General features: G+C 39.3%; 13 protein-coding genes and 3 tRNA genes. 3 read left to right on the top strand and 13 right to left on the bottom strand.

What is annotated here, in order from left to right; genetic code table 11:
- The first annotated feature begins 92 nt into the window (after positions 1–92).
- The gene (locus tag HH219_RS19885; protein WP_169328428.1) at positions 93–2,012 is read left to right on the top strand and encodes a prolyl oligopeptidase family serine peptidase; all 1,920 of its coding nucleotides are present in this window, start codon (positions 93–95) and stop codon (positions 2,010–2,012) included.
- Positions 2,013–2,299: 287 nt separating this feature from the next.
- A complete protein-coding gene (locus HH219_RS19880) occupies positions 2,300–3,838 on the top strand; it encodes an FAD-binding oxidoreductase (RefSeq protein WP_169328427.1) in 1,539 nt (512 codons plus the stop codon).
- Positions 3,839–4,212: 374 nt separating this feature from the next.
- Here the strand turns inward: HH219_RS19880 and HH219_RS19875 are convergent, their stop codons facing one another.
- Both HH219_RS19875 and HH219_RS19870 read right to left on the bottom strand, forming a co-directional pair.
- Positions 4,213–4,929 (bottom strand): DUF1499 domain-containing protein, encoded by a 717-nt coding sequence (locus HH219_RS19875; protein WP_169328426.1) that lies wholly within the window; start codon positions 4,927–4,929, stop codon positions 4,213–4,215.
- A 118-nt stretch (positions 4,930–5,047) separates the two neighbouring features.
- Positions 5,048–5,914: an MBL fold metallo-hydrolase gene (locus tag HH219_RS19870; protein ID WP_169328425.1), complete on the bottom strand. Its 867-nt coding sequence runs from the start codon at positions 5,912–5,914 to the stop codon at positions 5,048–5,050.
- A gap of 102 nt (positions 5,915–6,016) precedes the next feature.
- Here HH219_RS19870 and HH219_RS19865 point away from each other — a divergent pair, with 102 nt between their 5' ends.
- Positions 6,017–6,904, top strand: a complete 888-nt coding sequence (locus HH219_RS19865) for a LysR family transcriptional regulator (RefSeq protein WP_169328424.1) — start codon at positions 6,017–6,019, stop codon at positions 6,902–6,904.
- 6 nt (positions 6,905–6,910) lie between these two features.
- Here the strand turns inward: HH219_RS19865 and HH219_RS19860 are convergent, their stop codons facing one another.
- From HH219_RS19860 to HH219_RS19810, 11 genes are all read right to left on the bottom strand, one after another.
- Positions 6,911–7,108, bottom strand: coding sequence for a helix-turn-helix transcriptional regulator (locus HH219_RS19860; RefSeq protein ID WP_054206741.1), 198 nt, complete (start codon positions 7,106–7,108; stop codon positions 6,911–6,913).
- Complete coding sequence (locus HH219_RS19855; RefSeq protein ID WP_054206740.1) at positions 7,105–7,539, bottom strand: hypothetical protein; 435 nt, start codon at positions 7,537–7,539, stop codon at positions 7,105–7,107. The genes HH219_RS19860 and HH219_RS19855 overlap by 4 nt, the downstream gene beginning before the upstream one ends.
- A 191-nt stretch (positions 7,540–7,730) precedes the next feature.
- Complete coding sequence (locus HH219_RS19850; RefSeq protein WP_169328423.1) at positions 7,731–8,618, bottom strand: tetratricopeptide repeat protein; 888 nt, start codon at positions 8,616–8,618, stop codon at positions 7,731–7,733.
- 324 nt (positions 8,619–8,942) lie between these two features.
- Positions 8,943–9,080, bottom strand: coding sequence for a hypothetical protein (locus tag HH219_RS19845; RefSeq protein ID WP_167349699.1), 138 nt, complete (start codon positions 9,078–9,080; stop codon positions 8,943–8,945).
- Positions 9,081–9,253: 173 nt separating this feature from the next.
- On the bottom strand, positions 9,254–10,606 hold the full coding sequence (locus tag HH219_RS19840) for a magnesium transporter (RefSeq protein ID WP_169328422.1): 1,353 nt from the start codon (positions 10,604–10,606) through the stop codon (positions 9,254–9,256).
- 118 nt (positions 10,607–10,724) lie between these two features.
- Positions 10,725–13,808 carry an efflux RND transporter permease subunit gene (locus HH219_RS19835; protein ID WP_169328421.1) on the bottom strand — a complete coding sequence of 1,028 codons (3,084 nt, stop codon included), beginning with the start codon at positions 13,806–13,808 and terminating at the stop codon, positions 10,725–10,727.
- A complete protein-coding gene (locus HH219_RS19830) occupies positions 13,805–15,106 on the bottom strand; it encodes an efflux RND transporter periplasmic adaptor subunit (protein WP_169328420.1) in 1,302 nt (433 codons plus the stop codon). The genes HH219_RS19835 and HH219_RS19830 overlap by 4 nt, the downstream gene beginning before the upstream one ends.
- A gap of 2 nt (positions 15,107–15,108) precedes the next feature.
- Positions 15,109–16,509 (bottom strand): TolC family protein, encoded by a 1,401-nt coding sequence (locus HH219_RS19825; RefSeq protein ID WP_169328419.1) that lies wholly within the window; start codon positions 16,507–16,509, stop codon positions 15,109–15,111.
- A gap of 634 nt (positions 16,510–17,143) precedes the next feature.
- A tRNA-Phe gene (locus tag HH219_RS19820) sits at positions 17,144–17,219 on the bottom strand.
- Between the two features lie 130 nt (positions 17,220–17,349).
- A tRNA-Thr gene (locus tag HH219_RS19815) sits at positions 17,350–17,425 on the bottom strand.
- A 59-nt stretch (positions 17,426–17,484) separates the two neighbouring features.
- A tRNA-Phe gene (locus HH219_RS19810) sits at positions 17,485–17,560 on the bottom strand.
- Positions 17,561–17,591: the final 31 nt, after the last annotated feature.

Below are 17,591 nucleotides of genomic sequence, written 5' to 3'. Positions count from 1 at the left end.
ACCATTCAACAACTATATTTATCCTGTTATTATAAATAAAAATAAATTCCAATAATTAATTAAACAAAATAACCAATGTAAGAGGGAAGTACATGCAACTTTTTAAATTGCTATTTTTGGCGGTCATTCTATTTAGCTCATCTACCGACGCAAAAAATAGCCTTGAGGATTTTTTTTCATCGGGTGGCTATAATCAAGTTAAAATATCCCCATCAGGTGAATATTACTCTATCACCTACTCTGAAGGCACAGAAGTTAAACTAGTCATACTCAACAGAGAAACTAATAAAGTAATGTCTAGCTTTGCTTTTGGTGACTATAAAAAAATTAAAAATGTCACTTGGGTAAATAATGAAAGATTTATAATGTCAGTTCAGAAAACTGTTGGTTACTTAGATACTAAAGGAGGAGCAGCATTTTATGTAGCTTCTAATTTTGATGGTAAAAAACGTCGTGAAATACTAGCTTCACAAACGTCTATTATAAGAATAATAAGTTTATTACCCGATGACGATGATCATATATTAATTACAAAACAACATTTTAAAGATGAATTCGCAGTTAAATTACACAAAGTTAATGTGTACACGGGTGAATTAAATTACCTTGCAGATCAACCAAAACAAGATGTTTTTGGCATGATTGCTGATGTAAAAGGTAACCCTCGTATTGCATTCAAATACGAAGAAGATGATGATGATAAATTAGGAGAAGGTGAAGTTAGCATTTACTTTAAAGAAAAACCTTCTAGTGATTGGCAACAACTAAATCTAAACAGCTTAAGCTATAAGCCAGGAGATAGTTTAAGTTTTTTAGGAATGAACAAAAAAGGTAATATTGCTTATTTAATAAATGACTCCAAACGTGAAAAATCAGCGGTTTTTTCTTTTAATCTAATTACAAAAAAGTTAAAAATAGTCATATCTAACAAAAATGTTGATATTGATACTGCCATCTATGGACCACAAGGTGATGTTATAGGCGTAACGTATGATCCTAATTACCCAAAATATTTTTATTTCAACGAAGGTAAAGAAGCTAAAACATTAAAAAAATTAAGTGATACATTTAATGCTTATAGGCTCACATTTACCAGCCATTCAATTAAAAGTAACCTAGCGGTATTTAAAATATCAGCAGACAAAACACCAAATGAGTTTTACCTCTACGATATTAATTCTAAAAAAGCATCTTACATAGCATCAAGCAATAATAAAGTAGATAAGAGCATATTATCAACGGTTGAACCTTTTACTATATCAGCTCGCGATGGGATAACTCTTCATGGGTATTTGACATTACCGGTTGGAAAAGGTGAAAAACAACTACCGGGTGTTGTAATGGTTCATGGTGGCCCTCATGGAGTTAGAGATTTTTGGGGTTTTAATTCAGAAGCTCAATACATCGCTAGTTTAGGCTATGCTGTGATACAAGTGAACTTTAGAGGTTCTGGTGGTTATGGGAAGGAATTTCTTAAAAGTGGATTCATTAAATGGGGCCATGAAATGCAGGATGATGTTACGGATGCAACTCTGTGGGCTATTGATCAAGGTATAGTAAACAAAGATAAACTTTGCATATATGGTGGTAGTTATGGTGGGTATGCTGCGCTTATGGGAGTGGTGAGAGAGCCGGATCTGTACAAATGCGCTATTGGTTATGTAGGTGTATATTCCCTCCCTGAAATGTTTAAAAGTGGCGATACATCAGAAAGTGAATCAGGTAAAAAATTTCTTAAAATGGTTCATGGTGAAAACGAAACAGATCAAAAACGTCGCTCTCCCGCATTTAATGTAGCTAAAATCAAAGCAAAGCTATTCATAGCTCATGGAGCTGATGATGTCCGCGTCCCAATAGAACAATATGAGGCTCTTACTAATGCCCTTGATGAAATAGATTACCCTTATGAATCAATGGTCAGGGATGAAGGACATGGCTATCACAAGCAAAAAAACCGTATCGATTTTTACACTAAAATGGCAGACTTTTTAGCTGCAAGTTTAAACCCTTAATTTTTAACTTAGAAATCGAATTATTAAGCCCAATTACCAACAAGTAGATTGGGCTTTCTAATAGGTTAGATTTAAGCTCTCTTACAATAAAATTTCACTCTTACTTATAACTGCTTTACTCGGCAAACTTTTCCATACAACCAAATGAATTATATGTAGCTGACTTACTACTATTTTATATGGCTCCGTGTATATGCCTAACGTGAGTATTTTTCATCGTCCTGCAAGGTTATTTTTCAAACATTTGAGGTACAGTTAATACACTAAAAAATAATAATAGGTTTCACATGGATCGTCGTCAGTTTATGGGATTTTCAGCCGCCTCTTTTTTCTTAACCGCCTGTGGTGGTTCGTCAAACTCAAAGCAAGCACCTGTTATTGGTATTCAACCCGTTACGCCTCCTGTTGAGAGCGTACTGACAAAAAGCCAATGGGAGGAGTTAAAAAGCAGCCTTGATGGACAGTTAATTTTGCCCACAGATAACAGTACATACCCAACCGCACGATTGGTGTTTAATACTCGCTACGATCATATTTACCCACAAGCTATTGCCCGCTGTGCTAATGAACAGGATGTGATCACCGCCTTGTCATTTACCAAGCAACACTCTATGCATGTTACCTCTCGCTGCGGGAGCCATAGCTACATAGGTAACTCAACAACCCAAGGGTTAGTGATTGATGTAACCCCTATGGACTCCATTTCTATAACTGCAAACACTGCAACAATTGGTGCTGGCGCTCGACTTACAGATGTTTACGATAAACTCACCGAGAATAATGTTGCCGTTGCACTTGGCAGCTGTTTAAGTGTAGGTATCGCAGGCCTTACGCTCGGCGGTGGATTTGGCGTTGTTGGTCGTGCTTATGGGTTAACATGCGATAGTTTAGTTGCCGTTGATATTATTAGTGCGCAAGGTGAAAAGTTAACCTGTGATAAAAACCAGCATAGCGATTTATTTTGGGCACTGTGCGGAGGTGGCGGCGGGAATTTTGGTGTCGTGACTTCATTTACGTTTAAAACCCACGCAACCAGTGACATTACCGTTTTTGAAGCAAACTTTTCATTCGCTGATTTTGAGAAAGTGATGGCAAGTTGGCAGGCATTACCTGATCTTTGGCCTGATGAAATGTGGGGGCAATGTTTACCTGATTGGAGTAATGGCACCTCCAGAGTCAATGTTCGTGCATTTTGCGTAAATTCTGCCACAGACGCAACACCATATTGGCAAGACTTTATGCACAGCATTGATGCAACGCCAAGCTCTAACACTGTAACCACCGCACCCTATCGAGACGTCATGTTAGGTACTTGTAGCGCGTCAGCGACCGCTTGCCACTTAGCGACACAGTTTGAGGGCGGTAGAATGTCACGCAGTGCTTTTGCAGCCAGTTCTGATTTTTTTGATAAAGAAATACCACCCGCAGGCATTAATACGCTTAAAGAATATATTGAGAAAAGCATCCTTGAAGGTAACCGAGGGATGATTATCTTTAACCTTATGGGAGGTAAAATAAGCCAGTTTGAGCCAAATGAAACCGCATTTGTCCATCGTAATGCCCGCGTAAGTGCTGAGTATTATACCGCTCTGCCACTTTCAGCGTCAGACAATACAATTGATGCAGCTCAAAAATGGGAGAATAGTTTTCGCCAAATTATGTCGCCGTGGAGCTCTGGCGGCGCATACGTTAATTACTTAGACCCTCTCATAAATGATCCGCAGTCAGCCTATTTTGGTGAGAACTTACTTAAATTAAAGCAAGTAAAGCTGCAATATGATCCAAATTGGTTATTTAAATCATCGCAAGGCATAGCACCAGCTTAAGTAACCTAAACTCTGGTTAGGATGTGTTGACCTTTCGTGATTCATTTTGCAGCAGTCTATTTGGTATTTAGGCAAGGCAGCGCCTATGGTCTGTGGTTGATCCCCATAAATAGGCGATAACGCAGTATAAATTACAAACATGCGCTGCCCGAAGGGTTTTTCCTTGGGGTGATTAACTCTTTGTTACCTACACGGATCTAAATAAGGGGCATGAGCAGGACGCGGAAGTTTTGCTCAATTTTTATTGAATCACAACATACAAACCTCGCGCCACGATTAAATCGCCCCTAGATTGAACAAATTTCAATCCACAAAGGTCAACACGCCCTAATTAACAAAGCCCCTTTAGGGGCATTGTTAAATTCTAAAAGCGATTAAATAGCGCTTAAACTTTGATTAATTTGCTTTATAAAATCGTTTATTCGTTGCGCATTTTTACCTAAATCACTTTTACCTACTCGTGATTTACTACGAATATCAACAAGTGTTACTGTTTCTAATGACTTAATTCGAATAACCACATCATCTTTAAAACCAAACCAAGCAGTAGTGTCAGTCGCTTCAATAATACCTTGCGACGCATCCGCATTAACTAGCTCCCAACCAAACTGATTAACCACTTCTTTTGCGGCAATGAAAACATCATTTTTACTATTAGCGTACTTAAGCGTTACTAATTCAGGGTATGCTTTTAACTGTGCGGCAGCTGTTTCTGCCCCGCTGTATTCTATCGGATTTGGTGCATCAGCACGTAACTCAGCAATTTTAACAAATGGAGGCGGGGCTACTACATCTGTTGAAATGTCATGAATGGGTGGCACACTTTTCGCTTTGTTCATCAAGCTTAAAGGCAGCGCTATAGCTATCACAGCAAAAATAGCGCTAATACCAGCCATTGGCCAATGTGTATTTTTACGCATAAAAATGAGTTGAACAATCAATAAAATTAAGGCTGCAGCTCCTGCATATACCCCAAAGCGGATGCCTGCAAATGCAGTGCCAAGCTCAACAATCCCCCATTTATATAATGGCCCCGGTAAAACCACTAATAAAATGGCTAACAGGGATACTATTCCCACTAACTTTTTCATCTATTCAACTCCGTCTTATTGTTTTTGATAATGGTCTTTATACCATTATTCGATATTTTTGCACAAAGAGCACAATACCCTCTTTTGCACATAAAAGATCACTTTAACAAGACTCAAATTACCAAGGCATTTCGCCCATATGTACTTTCGCACCTAACTCTAAACTTGAAGTATCTTTAAAGTGTGGATAAAGCGCCGCCATTTTTGCGATCAACTCACTGCTATTTGTACTTTGTGCTTTGGCTTTGATGAACGCTTTAATGTAATCAATTGTAAAATCAATTGCACTGTCATCTAATGCTGTACCGGCTTCCATATGACCAGGAATAACCATTAGTGGTTGCAGTGCCTTCATTTGATTAAGTTGCTCTAGCCATGCATTTACACTACCTGGTGTTTGCGTGTCTGCCATCCAAACATGGTGTCCCGCAGAAATCGCGACATTACCTAAAATTGTTTTAGTTTCTGGGATCCAAAGGTAAGGCCGATGCGCAAGTACCCCATCGTGTATTTTTATTTCAATGATATGCTGACCAACACTAATTTTAGTGCCTTTAAATGTCGCTGGTATAATTGGTTTTACTGGCGCATTCAAGCCCATTTTAGGCCCCCAAAACGCAACTTTTTTATCTCGTTTCTTCGCGATTACCTCTCCAACTGCCGGTGTTGTAATAATTTGCGCATTTGGGAATAACTCATGCAATACTTCCGCCCCAAAATAATAATCTGGATCAGCTTGGCTTATAAAAATGGTCGTTAATTGCTTACCTGAATCATATACTTTTGCTGCAATTCTTAGTGCATCTGCTTTTGTAAACCCCGTATCTACAACAACCGCTTCTGTGTCTGAATAAAGCACAGTTGCGTTTACAGTAAAGCTATTACTATCAGCGTTATAAACATCCAGTTTTAATGACGATTCCTGTGCAGCATTCGTGTGGTAACTTGTAAATAACAACGATGCGATTAAAAGTATTTTTTTCATTTCAATTCCAATAATTATTTCGATGTGAGAATAATAAAGGATTGATTAACTCAGATATACGCACAATACTAAGCATCATTATTTCAAAAATAGAGCTAATTGATGGATAGGTTAATCGCTGCAAAAGTATTTATAGATGTTGCCCATTCAGGTAGTTTTTCAGCTACAGCTGATCGCTTGAATATGTCGCGCGCGATGGTAAGCCGTTATATAGAAACGATGGAAAATTGGCTAAAAACACGCTTATTACACCGTACAACTCGCAAGGTTTCATTAACTACTGCGGGCGAAGCCTATTTAATAAACATCCAACAGTGGCTTGAACAAGGTGAGCATCTTAGTACAATCGCACTGCCTAAAGCTGCATTGTCAGGCACTATTCGCGTTGCAACCAGCGTATCTTTTAGCCAATCACAGCTTATACCTGCAATAAAACCTTTTATACAACAAAACCCACTGATCAACATTGAACTTGACCTGAGTGACGTCGCAGCGAACCTCACTGAAAAACAAATTGATTTAGCAATTAGAATTGCCGCAAACCCCGATCCATCATTAATAGGTAAGCCCATTGGCGTTTGCAAGTCAGCGATTGTCGCCTCAGTTGATTACATTCATAATAACGCTGATATCAATCAACCTAACGACTTAGTCAATCATGATTATTTAGCGCACAAACACTTTGCAAACCATATCTTACATTTACGTAAAAAAGAAATGTTTGAGTCAATTAGTTTAAACAGTCGTCTTTGTGCTAATGAAGCAACCTCATTACTAAGTGCGGTATTAAATGGATTTGGAGTAACGGTTTTACCAACCTATTTAGTAAATAGTTATATTGCGCGTGGCGAATTAATACATATACTGCCAGATTGGCAACCTGATGAACTAAATATTTATGCCCTGTATAGCTCTCGAAAGCATTTATCACCGGCTATCAGGGCACTTATTGATCACTTAGATAATTACTTTAAAACAACTCCTTGGTGATCGTTTTTAGTATTCCTCATCTTCAAAAATATCCTCAATTTTTAAATTGAATAATCGAGCAGCCTTAAATGCTAAAGGTAAGCTAGGATCAAATTTGCCTTTTTCAATTGCATTAATAGTTTGCCTTGAAACATCGAGTAATTCAGCTAATTTGGCTTGTGTGTAGTTACGCTCGGCCCGCAGTACTTTCAGACGATTTTTCATTCACCTTCCTCGCCACAGCCTAACTGTTTATGCATAAAAAGTGTTGTGAAAAAATACGTAAGGCCCATAAAAATCACTAAATGAGATATATCAGCTGTGAAAGGAATTAAAGCGCTATTATCAAGTGATGAATACGCTAAGCCAACGATTAAAGTAGCGCCGAGTGTAATTGCCATCGCATTGAGTTGCAGTCGTTGCTGCATTTCATCTAACCCTTGTAAATGACGCTTATTAGCTAAAATCATCATCAAACCAACGGCTAAATTAATAACCACAGCAATAACACTTAAAATTATATTTCCTTCCCAAAGTAAGTTTGGCCCAAATGATACAAATGCTAATGAAAGCATCCAAAATAATGTCCATTTAGCTAAAGATGCCGTGTTCATTTTATTACGCTGATTGAGCGTAAGGTGTGTTTGTTTAGACATATGAACCTCTATCAAGTTAAAGTAAAGTTTACTTTACTATACTTGTGTAAAAACAATACAAAGTCAAGCTTGCTTTACAAAAAGATTGGTTTTGATGACTTTAAAATTTTAATTTAGACACGACTTTGCTCTATACCATATTGGTAAATTCAAACGGAGGAAAATGGTATTTGAGAGGTAAGTATTTACTGCTATTTAATTTTAACGTTTGATAATGCGCTATCTAACTTAGTGTAAAGTGCCAAATGGCCTGCTTTTAAACCTTGTTTGTTTACTTGTTTTAAATTCTCAACGGCTAGGGCTAAATTGCCCATTTGCATATGAGTCTCGGCTAACCGTAATAAATATATTGGATAATGAACATTACTTTCTTTACCGTCCATATAAGATAATGACGCGAGGTAATAATTTATTGCAAGTTCATATTTACCTGCAAGCTGATAAGTCCGCGCGAGGTTTCCTTGCGCAATAATTATTTTAGTTTGATGGTCGCTATTACTTATCCAATCTAACGCTAGCTTTCTAAATTTGGCTGCTTTGTTAAAATCTCCCCATGCATGTAAAACATTTGCCTTATTTGAATTTAGCTCAAAATTAAAAATAGCATCACGACTTTTGCTGTATCGATTACCCACACTAAGTAATATTTGATAAGCGAGCTCTTTATTACCAAATACATAGTGCAAATTTGCCAGCTCAACTAACCGTAAGGGATTTTCGAATGCTTGATACATGTCTTCTAGTTTAGCTATCGCTTTATCTGCATAAACTTGCGCTAATTCATTATTATCAGAGGCATTGAGCGCTTTTGCATAGTAAAAGTAGAGTTGTGATTTAAATACCGATGGTAAGCTTTCGTCATCAATAAGCGGCTCGATTTGCTTAATTATTTGATTGTAATTTAACGTATCGTAGAAATAATCTAACTGATAAGATTTTAATTTATACCAATTTGTAGACTTTGGTTGTGCTTGTAATAAGTTGTTTGATATTAACTCTAAACAATTTTCAGCTGCTTGGTTTAGGCAGTATTGCTCGTGATCGCTAAAGTGCTCAGATGAATAGGCTGGCTTGGGCATAATACACATAAAAAAAGCAACAGTAATGCAAGTCTTTATCATTGGTTCTAAAAAAGTACTTAATACAGAAAAAGTGATACATCAATTAAAGCATATTTGCATAAAATTATTAACAAATATTACTGAATAATTAATCTACTAAAACTAATTATCATCGGTAAAATTTTAACTTACACTGTTGTGGTGAGTTTTATATTGGAAGGTGACAAACGTAAAAGGCTGGCAATTACGGCGATTAAACCGCAACTGCCCAAGCATCTAAAGTATATTGATTTATATACCCTCACTAATGCTAGGTTAGCATCAGTATTGCTTGCATGGTAATTAAGCTACTTTTTTAAGTGCTTTTTTTAGCTTACCAATTTTAGATTTTTGCTTTGCTACTTTTTCTTTACGCGCATTGATTTCTTTTTTAATTGATTTAACTTCTTTATTTACTGCTTTAGCTTCTTTCTTAGACATGAATGTCTCCTTTTTAATTATATAACTCGTCATTGCGAGAGAGGCACTTTATGATAAAAAAGAACTAGATGATACACGCCAACCAGTTCTTCACGAAAGATTCACACAACAGAAATAAAAATGAAATCAATTAGCTGCAAGTAAATAACTAAAACATTTCGCATTCAAAAGTACTAAAGTAACAATAAACTACCTAAGCCTAAGAAAGTCACAAAACCGACAATATCAGTCACTGTTGTTAAAATAACCGAACCAGATAAAGCGGGATCGATTTTCATCTTATCCAGAATCGACGGGATCACAACGCCAGACACAGAAGCTGCTATTAAGTTAAGTAAAATAGCCACGGTAATGGTAATGCTAAGCATCAAATCTGCAAACCATAAATAAGTAAGCAAGCCAATAACCACAGCCCAAACACAACCATTTACAGCACCAACTCTAAGCTCTTTTTTAAGCAGTGCTTTTCGGTTTGAATCTGTCACCTGCCCCAGCGCTAGGCCCCGCACGATTACGGTTAAAGTTTGGCTACCGGCAATTCCGCCCATGGAGGCGACAACTGGCATCAATACAGCTAACGCTACAACTTGCTCTATTGTCGCGCCAAATAAACCAATAAACCATGATGCTAAAAATGCAGTAGCTAAATTTATACCTAGCCAAATGCCACGGTTTTTAGCACTTTTACGAACACTGGCAAACAGGTCTTCGTCTTCGCGTAAACCACCAGCTTTTGCAGCGGCTTCATCGGTTACTTCTTGGCGTAACCCATACGCTGAGGTAACTTTTAATCGCCCCAGCAATTTATTATCGACATTTACAACCGGCATTGCCATTTTTTCGCTGTGGATCACCACTTCTGCCGCTTCATATAAGTCATCGTCTGCATGCAGCGAAGTGACATCATGATTGGCAAAGCTCAATAACGAATCGGAATCCTGTGCTTTGAGTAGCGCATTTACTGACACCTCGCCAATCAATGTACCTTTACGACTTACTAAATAAATAACCTCTGTATATTGAGGCAGGCCCTTTTGCAGAATTTTTTTCGCCCCGCCTACGGTTAATTTTTCCGATACTTTTAGGGAATCAAAATCAAGCCAATGGCCCAATTGTTCTGGTGAATATTGTTGCGCTAATTCATACTGTCTTGTTTGTACTTCATCTAATTGGCGACGTGCATATTCAACAAAACGCTCAGGGATCACTTCCTCAAGCTCAAGCAGCTCTTCAACACTTACTTCATCAAGTAACTTAAAACCGTCTGCTTCATCAAGGCTCTGTAACAACCAACGACAACTATCTGCACCTAAGTTTATAAATATTTCGTGCTGAGTGTCTTCATCAAGTAATTGCCAAATATCAAGACGCTGCTCTTTTGGTAACGCCTCAAATAATAATGATAAATGTTCGGTTGAGAGAATTTCTTTAGCATCAGCTAAGAGCTTGTTTTTACGCTCTGTGGTATCACACTGTAAAAGCTCATCGATAAGCTGGGGGAGTTGATCTATTGGATACTCAATCATTATGAGACCTTGAAATTAAATGCTTTGTATCCAGTTTACCTTAGCTGAAAAAAATAGTTGAAAAAAATGCCTGCAGATCTTAAAAATCTGCAAGCATTTAAAGTTATCAACTTAGCAACTACTTAAACCAGCCTTGCACTCGTTCCATCAATAGGTAATTAACAGGCACTAATAACAAAGTGATAAAGGTTGCAAAAATTATCCCAAAGCCAAGACTGACTGCCATTGGGATTAAAAACTGCGCTTGGGTGGCTTTTTCAAACAATAGCGGCATTAAACCGATAAAGGTCGTTAAACTCGTTAACATAACAGGGCGAAAACGCGATGCTCCCGCCATTTTTACAGCTTCCAGCAATTCACCGCCTTCACTGCGCTTTTTATTAATAAAATCAACTAATACCAGCGAGTCATTGACCACAACTCCGATCAAAGCCAGCATCCCTAGCAAACTCATAATAGTTAGATCCATGCCCATGATCCAATGCCCTACAACAGCACCTATCATGCCAAATGGGATCACACTCATTACTATAAGGGGCTGTAAGTAAGATTTGAATGGAATCGCTAATAACCCATAAATAATAAAGAATACAAACACCAGCGCCCATGCAAGCGAGCCAAAGGATTCTCGTTGCTCTTTTGCTTCTCCTTCGAGAGAGTGACTAACACCTGGGTATTGTTGTACTAATTCATCCAGAAACACTTTTAAGTCAGCTTGAAGCACCGTCATATTAGTGTTGTTCTTTTCGATATCAGCAGTCACGTTCAATGTACGGTAACGGTCGATACGGTTAATCGTCGAAGGACTTTGCCCCGGAACTAACGTTGCCACATGTGATAACGGTACTGTGCCACCGGTTGGGGCATTAATAAGGATATCTTTCAAATCAGCGACCGAGCGACGCTCGTCAATGGGTAAACGTACCATAACTCGCACATCGTCACGACCGCGCTGAATACGCTGCGCTTGCGCACCAAAAAATGAATTGCGCACTTGTTGTGATACATCAACGCGATTTAACCCCAGCGCTAAGCCCTGCTCAGTTAGCTCAATTTGCAGCTCTTCTTTACCATCTGACATGCTATCAGCAATATCAAACACTGTTGGGTAAGTCGCTAAACGCGCTTTAACATGCTCGGCCACTTCTTGTAGCGTTGATAGTGAAGTTGCTGTGAGCTGAACATCAATTGGATCAGAACTACGGCCGATTTCAGCCCTAAAGGTTAAACTCTCAGCACCTGGGATCACACCAATTAGTTCACGCCATTCGCTGGCAAGCTCTCGCGAGCCAATATCTGAATCGCGCTTTTCAGCAGGGGTTATTTCAAAACGTACACTGCCTGAGTTAGAAGCGCCGCCACGTCCACCAGTCGTTGCTAAAATATTTAAAATAACGCTTTCGCCACTATCTTTATCACGATACTTGTCTTGTAATTGACGAGCTTTATCAGACATATCAATCACGTACTTATTAGTTACTTCAAATGGAGTACCTGTAGGCAATGTTAAATTAACGCGTACCGTTTCACTTGGTATGCGTGGGAAAAAAATAAACTTAGTCCAACCACTGGTGATCATGGTTAAAATAATCAAAAAAATCCCAACAAATAAACTTACCGTGGCAAGTTTATGGCGTAGAGCCAGATTTAATAACGGTTGATAATACTTTAAAATTGCAAGCTCAAACCCGTCAGCAAAACGCTGTTGGAATTTATCAAACTTAGAGGGCTCGCCTTTTTCGTGGCGCAGTTTTATATATTTTAAATGGGCGGGTAGTACAAATTTAGACTCAATCAGTGAGAATAATAATACCGGGATCACCACTACTGGAATTTGAGCAAACAGTGCGCCTCGGCCACCTTCAATAAACGCCAGCGGTAAAAATGCAGCAACGGTGGTTAATACACCGAACGTGACTGGGGTTGCTACTTCTTGAGTACCAAGAATAGCGGCCTGCTCTCCTGATTCTGCGGTTTTCAGGTGAGTATAGACATTCTCACCGGTAACAATGGCATCATCAACAACGATCCCTAACACCAAGATAAAGCCAAATAAGCTCATAATATTGAGCGTTACACCAAATAATGGCATGGCTAAAAATGCGCCCATAAATGACACGGGTATGCCAATGAATACCCAAAAAGCGATAGCAGGTCGTAAAAATAGCGTCAATAATGCCAGTACCAAAATACCGCCTTGCAACGCATTGGTGGTTAGTGTGGCAATACGGCTTTTAACCAGCTCGGAGTCATCATCCCAGTAACTTAAATCAAACCCTTGTGGTAATTTATTTTGCTGACCTTCGATGTATTCTTTTACTTCATCGGCAACCGTAATAGCGCTTTGTGGGCCAATGCGATAGACATCGATAAAAGCCGCTTGCTTACCGTTAAAACGTGTACGTACAGGAGTTTCTTCAAAATCATCGCTGATAGTTGCAATGTCACCTAAGCGAATAATTGTGCCATCTTTTTGATTTTTAACAGCAATACGAGCAAACTCATCTTTACGATATGCCTGCCCTTTAGAGCGAATAAGCACATCGCCCCCTTCTGTTTTTAAATTTCCTGCAGAGATGTCAGTACTTGAATTTGATATCGCCCGTGAAATATCACTGAGACTCAAACTATACTGGCGCAGTGTATCTTGGCTTACTTCAATGGCCAGCTCATAATCGCGTACGCCACTGAGTTCAACTTGAGTCACACTGGGTAGACGCAGTAATTGATCGCGAACCTGCTCAGCGTATTCTCGCGTTTCTTTTTCACCGTAATCACTGGAAACAGTAACGGCAATAACTTCTCGCTTACGCTGAGCTAAAGCGACGACTGGTTTTTCAGCGTCAGCAGGAAAGGTATTAATTGCATCAACTCGGCTTTTTATATCAGCCAATAGCTCTCGAGGATCGTAGCCACTATCAACTTCAATGCTCACTGAAGCTGAACCTTCAGACGAACGACTTGAGATTTGTTTAATGCCCTCTAAGTCTTGTACTGATTCCTCAATACGGATTGTTACCCCTTGTTCAACGTCTTCTGGGGTTGAGCCTCGTAAAGAGACACTAACGCTAATACGATCCGTTTCAAATGATGGAAAAACCTCTAATGGTATTTGTGTGGTAAGGCTAAATAAACCTGCAAAAACAATGCTAATGAGCAATAAGTTTGCTGCAACATGGTTTTTAGTAAACCAAGCTATCATGCCTTATCTCCTTGCAGACGTGCTGCTTTGCGCTTTTGTATAAGTTCTTCTACGGTGATCCCTTGTTTTTTGGCCATCGCTTCTAGCTGCTCACGCGAGGGTCTTTTACGGGCAGGTTTCTCGCTTTCTTTTTCATCTTCACCAATGACTTTAACGCCAGTGCCTGAGCTAACTTGCCCAAGCGGTGTAAGCACCAACTTATCACCACTTTTTAAACCCTCGGCAATAATTGCTTGCGTAGCATTTTGCCACGCTAAACGAATATTTTTACGCTGTAGTACACCTTGCTCAACAATATAAACATACGTGCCTTGATAAATGGCACTGTTTGGAATAACTAATACATCAGCAACTAATTTGCCGCTGATTTGCGCTTTAATATATTGACCAATTTTAATAGGGTATTGATTTTGAGTCGTTGCTTTATAAGGATCGTTAATTTGCGCAACAACATAAAGTTGCTGTGCATTTTCGTCAATTGCGCCCTCAGTCCTGGCAACTTGTCCTTGCCATTTTTGTACGCCAACTAAGTTAGAGCTAAATTCAACGACTGAGCCACTAGCGCTGCTCATGCCATCTCTAAATTGCTCTGGTAAATCAATAAAAGGTAAGTCTTTATTTTTAATTGGTAGACGTATCTCAACACTGTCGATGGCATAGATAGTCGCCAATTGTGTGTTGTTACTCACGACTTGACCAAGATCCACATTGCGGCTTAACACACGCCCTGCATAAGGGGCTGTTATTTTAGTGCGCTCTAAATTTAAGTTCGCTTTTTCAAGTTGTGCTTGCGCTGAAAGCACTTGTGCTTTAGCTGCTGCTAGTTGTGGTTCGCGTAGCACTAAATCACTTGCTTGTTCGCCATTACCTAAACGCTGCCAGTCAACGATAGCTTGACGACTGCGTGCTTGCTCTTCTTGAAAGCCTTGCTGTGCTGTTAGCAAGTTGGCTTGGGCTGATTTTACTTCTGCTCGGTGATCTCTATCATCAAGTTGTAAAAGTACATCGCCTTTTTCAAAAAAACCACCTTCTCTAAATTGTTCGCTACTATCGATGATTTGCCCTGATGCTTGCGCCACTAAAATACTTTGTGTACGCGGTTTTACAGTCCCAAAGCTATCGACCATCACTTGATACTGCTGAGGCTGTAACGCTTGCACTGTGACGCTAATTTTAGCTTTAGGTGGTGAACCAAAGCGCTTTGCCTCTGGTGGATTTGAGCCAATAAACATCACTAACAAGGCCGTAGCTGCGATTATGGCCGCAGGGATAATAATTTTGGTTTTTTTGATATTCATAATTATTGCTCAGTTGATTCGTTGGTTGGCTGTGAAAAATCGCCACCAAGGGCAATATGGAGATTAATTCGGTTTATGATTAATTGACTCTTAATTTCAATCACGGAGCTTTGCGCATCAAAAGAACGGTCTTGCGCATCAAGCACTGTGGTATAAGTTACTAAACCATTTTGATATTGTTCAAAAGAAAGTTGCTCAGCTGCAATCGCATTTTCTTGCGCTTTAAGCGTAGCTAAGTAACGTATTTGCAAAGATTGCTCTTGCGAAATAGCCGTTTCAACCTCGTTAAATGCATCATATAAGCTCGCTAGGTATACTTGCTCTTGGCGTAACATAGATAAACGCGCCGCTTCTTCATTAGCACTGAGCCTACCTGCATCAAAAAGCGGCATAGAAATACTGCCTACTAATGACCATGCTAAACTTGATGGCGAAAACAAATCACTCACCCGCGCAGTGCTATCCCCTAAAGTAGCGCTAAGGTCTAAACTTGGAAAACGCTGTTTATGGGCATAGGCTAAACTGGCGTCTGTACTTAATAACTGATACCAGCTAGCCATCAAGCTCGGCTTACGCGTTATCAGCTCTGAAGGTAAACCTAAAGGGATAGATTTATTTAATAAAGGTAAATCAGCCTCAACACTTAATGCACCGCTTGGGTAACTCCCTGTTAGGCGCTCTAAGGTGCGAATTGCTTGACTGAGTGTTGCTTGTTGACCGGCAATACGAGAACGCTCCGTATTGAGTTCGTTACGCGTTAAATAAACATCAAGTGCATCATTTAAACCTTGACGATAACCCGACTCAATAATCGCTAGATTTTGCTCAGCGTTTTTTTCTCGTTGTTGATACAACGCCAATAATTTTTGTGCCGCTATAACATTAAACCAACTACTGACAACATCGCCGACTAAACGCTGCTTAGTTTGTTCAAAACTTGCTTGCTGCGCTAAAAAGTCCAGATTTGCCTGACGCTGTGCATCTGAAAGTTTGCCCCATAAATCAACTTCATAACTAAGCGTTAAGTTTGCCGAACTCGCATTGTTATAGCTAACAGGGCGATTATCTTTACTTCGACTGGTACGCATAGATAAATCTAAGCTCGGCCACAAAGCCGCGCCCGATGCAATTAATTGCTGTTGTTTAATTGCAACGTCATACCCTGATTGCAAAATTTGCTGGTTATTTACAAGCGCTTGCTCAACTAATGCAAATACGTGCGGATGTTCTAGTTGCTGAAGCCAATTATCTTCAACCTTTAATGCTGAAGCATTGGCTTGTTGCCATTGCTCAGGGGTATTTGCTATATCCTGCTCTCGTTCAGTAGGGTTAAACTGATTGCTGCATGCACTGAGTAGTAAAACACTAACCGCCACTAAACTCGGCTTAAATTGCCAAATCATATAAAAACCTGAATTACTTCTATTTATGAGTGTAATTCAAGCACTGCCAGTGAGATAGCTCAACTGACTTTACATAACATTACACACATAAAACAAAGGTCACGATAAATCGCAGGTTTTGGGGGTTGAACTGGGGGTAAAAGAAATAGAGTTTATCTAAGGCCCATAAAAAGCCTCTGTTGCTTGTAGTAATACCAATCAGCGTAGATATGGGGTCTATTTAATGACAAGAAGATTGCGCTATAACTAGGCAAAAATTTTTAACGACATTATACCGTGATTTAATTCGTTAGATTGTTCAAATATTTATGCAGATTGGTATAAGCACGGACTTATGAGGAACTTTCAGAGGTTAAAAATTAACACCGCTGAGATGTTAAAATAGATGGTATCTCCTTGCCAACCACTCGTTTAGCATATTCCAAAAAAAAGCCTCGCAAATTCAGGGCTTTAATATAAATGGTGCCTCGACGCGGCAAAAAATTGTCTGGAACAATTTTTAACATCCGAAGGATGGCCCGTAGGGCAAAATACAGGGATGTATTTTGTAATCGAACGTAGTTTGAGACCGCTACCGAGCTTATATAAACTTCAGATACAAAAAAGCCCCGCAAATGCAGGGCTTTAATATAAATGGTGCCTCGACGCGGAATCGAACCACGGACACGAGGATTTTCAATCCTCTGCTCTACCGACTGAGCTATCGAGGCACTTAAACAGTGCTAATTAAATGTATAAAACACTTAATTTAAATAAATAGTGCCGACTAACCGAGTCGACGGGTAACTTAAACAGACTACTGATAACAAGTCAGCATCTTTTTCAAACTACCTTTATAAATGGTGCCGACTAACCGAGTCGAACGGTTGACCTACTGATTACAAGTCAGTTGCTCTACCAGCTGAGCTAAGTCGGCACACTAAACTGTGTGCTAAGGCACTTTATCAATTTTAAAGATTGATAACTTTTAATAAATGGTGCCTCGACGCGGAATCGAACCACGGACACGAGGATTTTCAATCCTCTGCTCTACCGACTGAGCTATCGAGGCACTTAAACAGTGCTAGTTAAATGTTTAAAAC

The organism is Pseudoalteromonas sp. NEC-BIFX-2020_015 (assembly GCF_012952265.1).
GTDB classification, from domain to species: domain Bacteria; phylum Pseudomonadota; class Gammaproteobacteria; order Enterobacterales; family Alteromonadaceae; genus Pseudoalteromonas; species Pseudoalteromonas neustonica.
The sequence above is the reverse complement of the archived record's forward strand: the minus strand, read 5'-3'. Positions and strand labels throughout refer to the sequence as shown.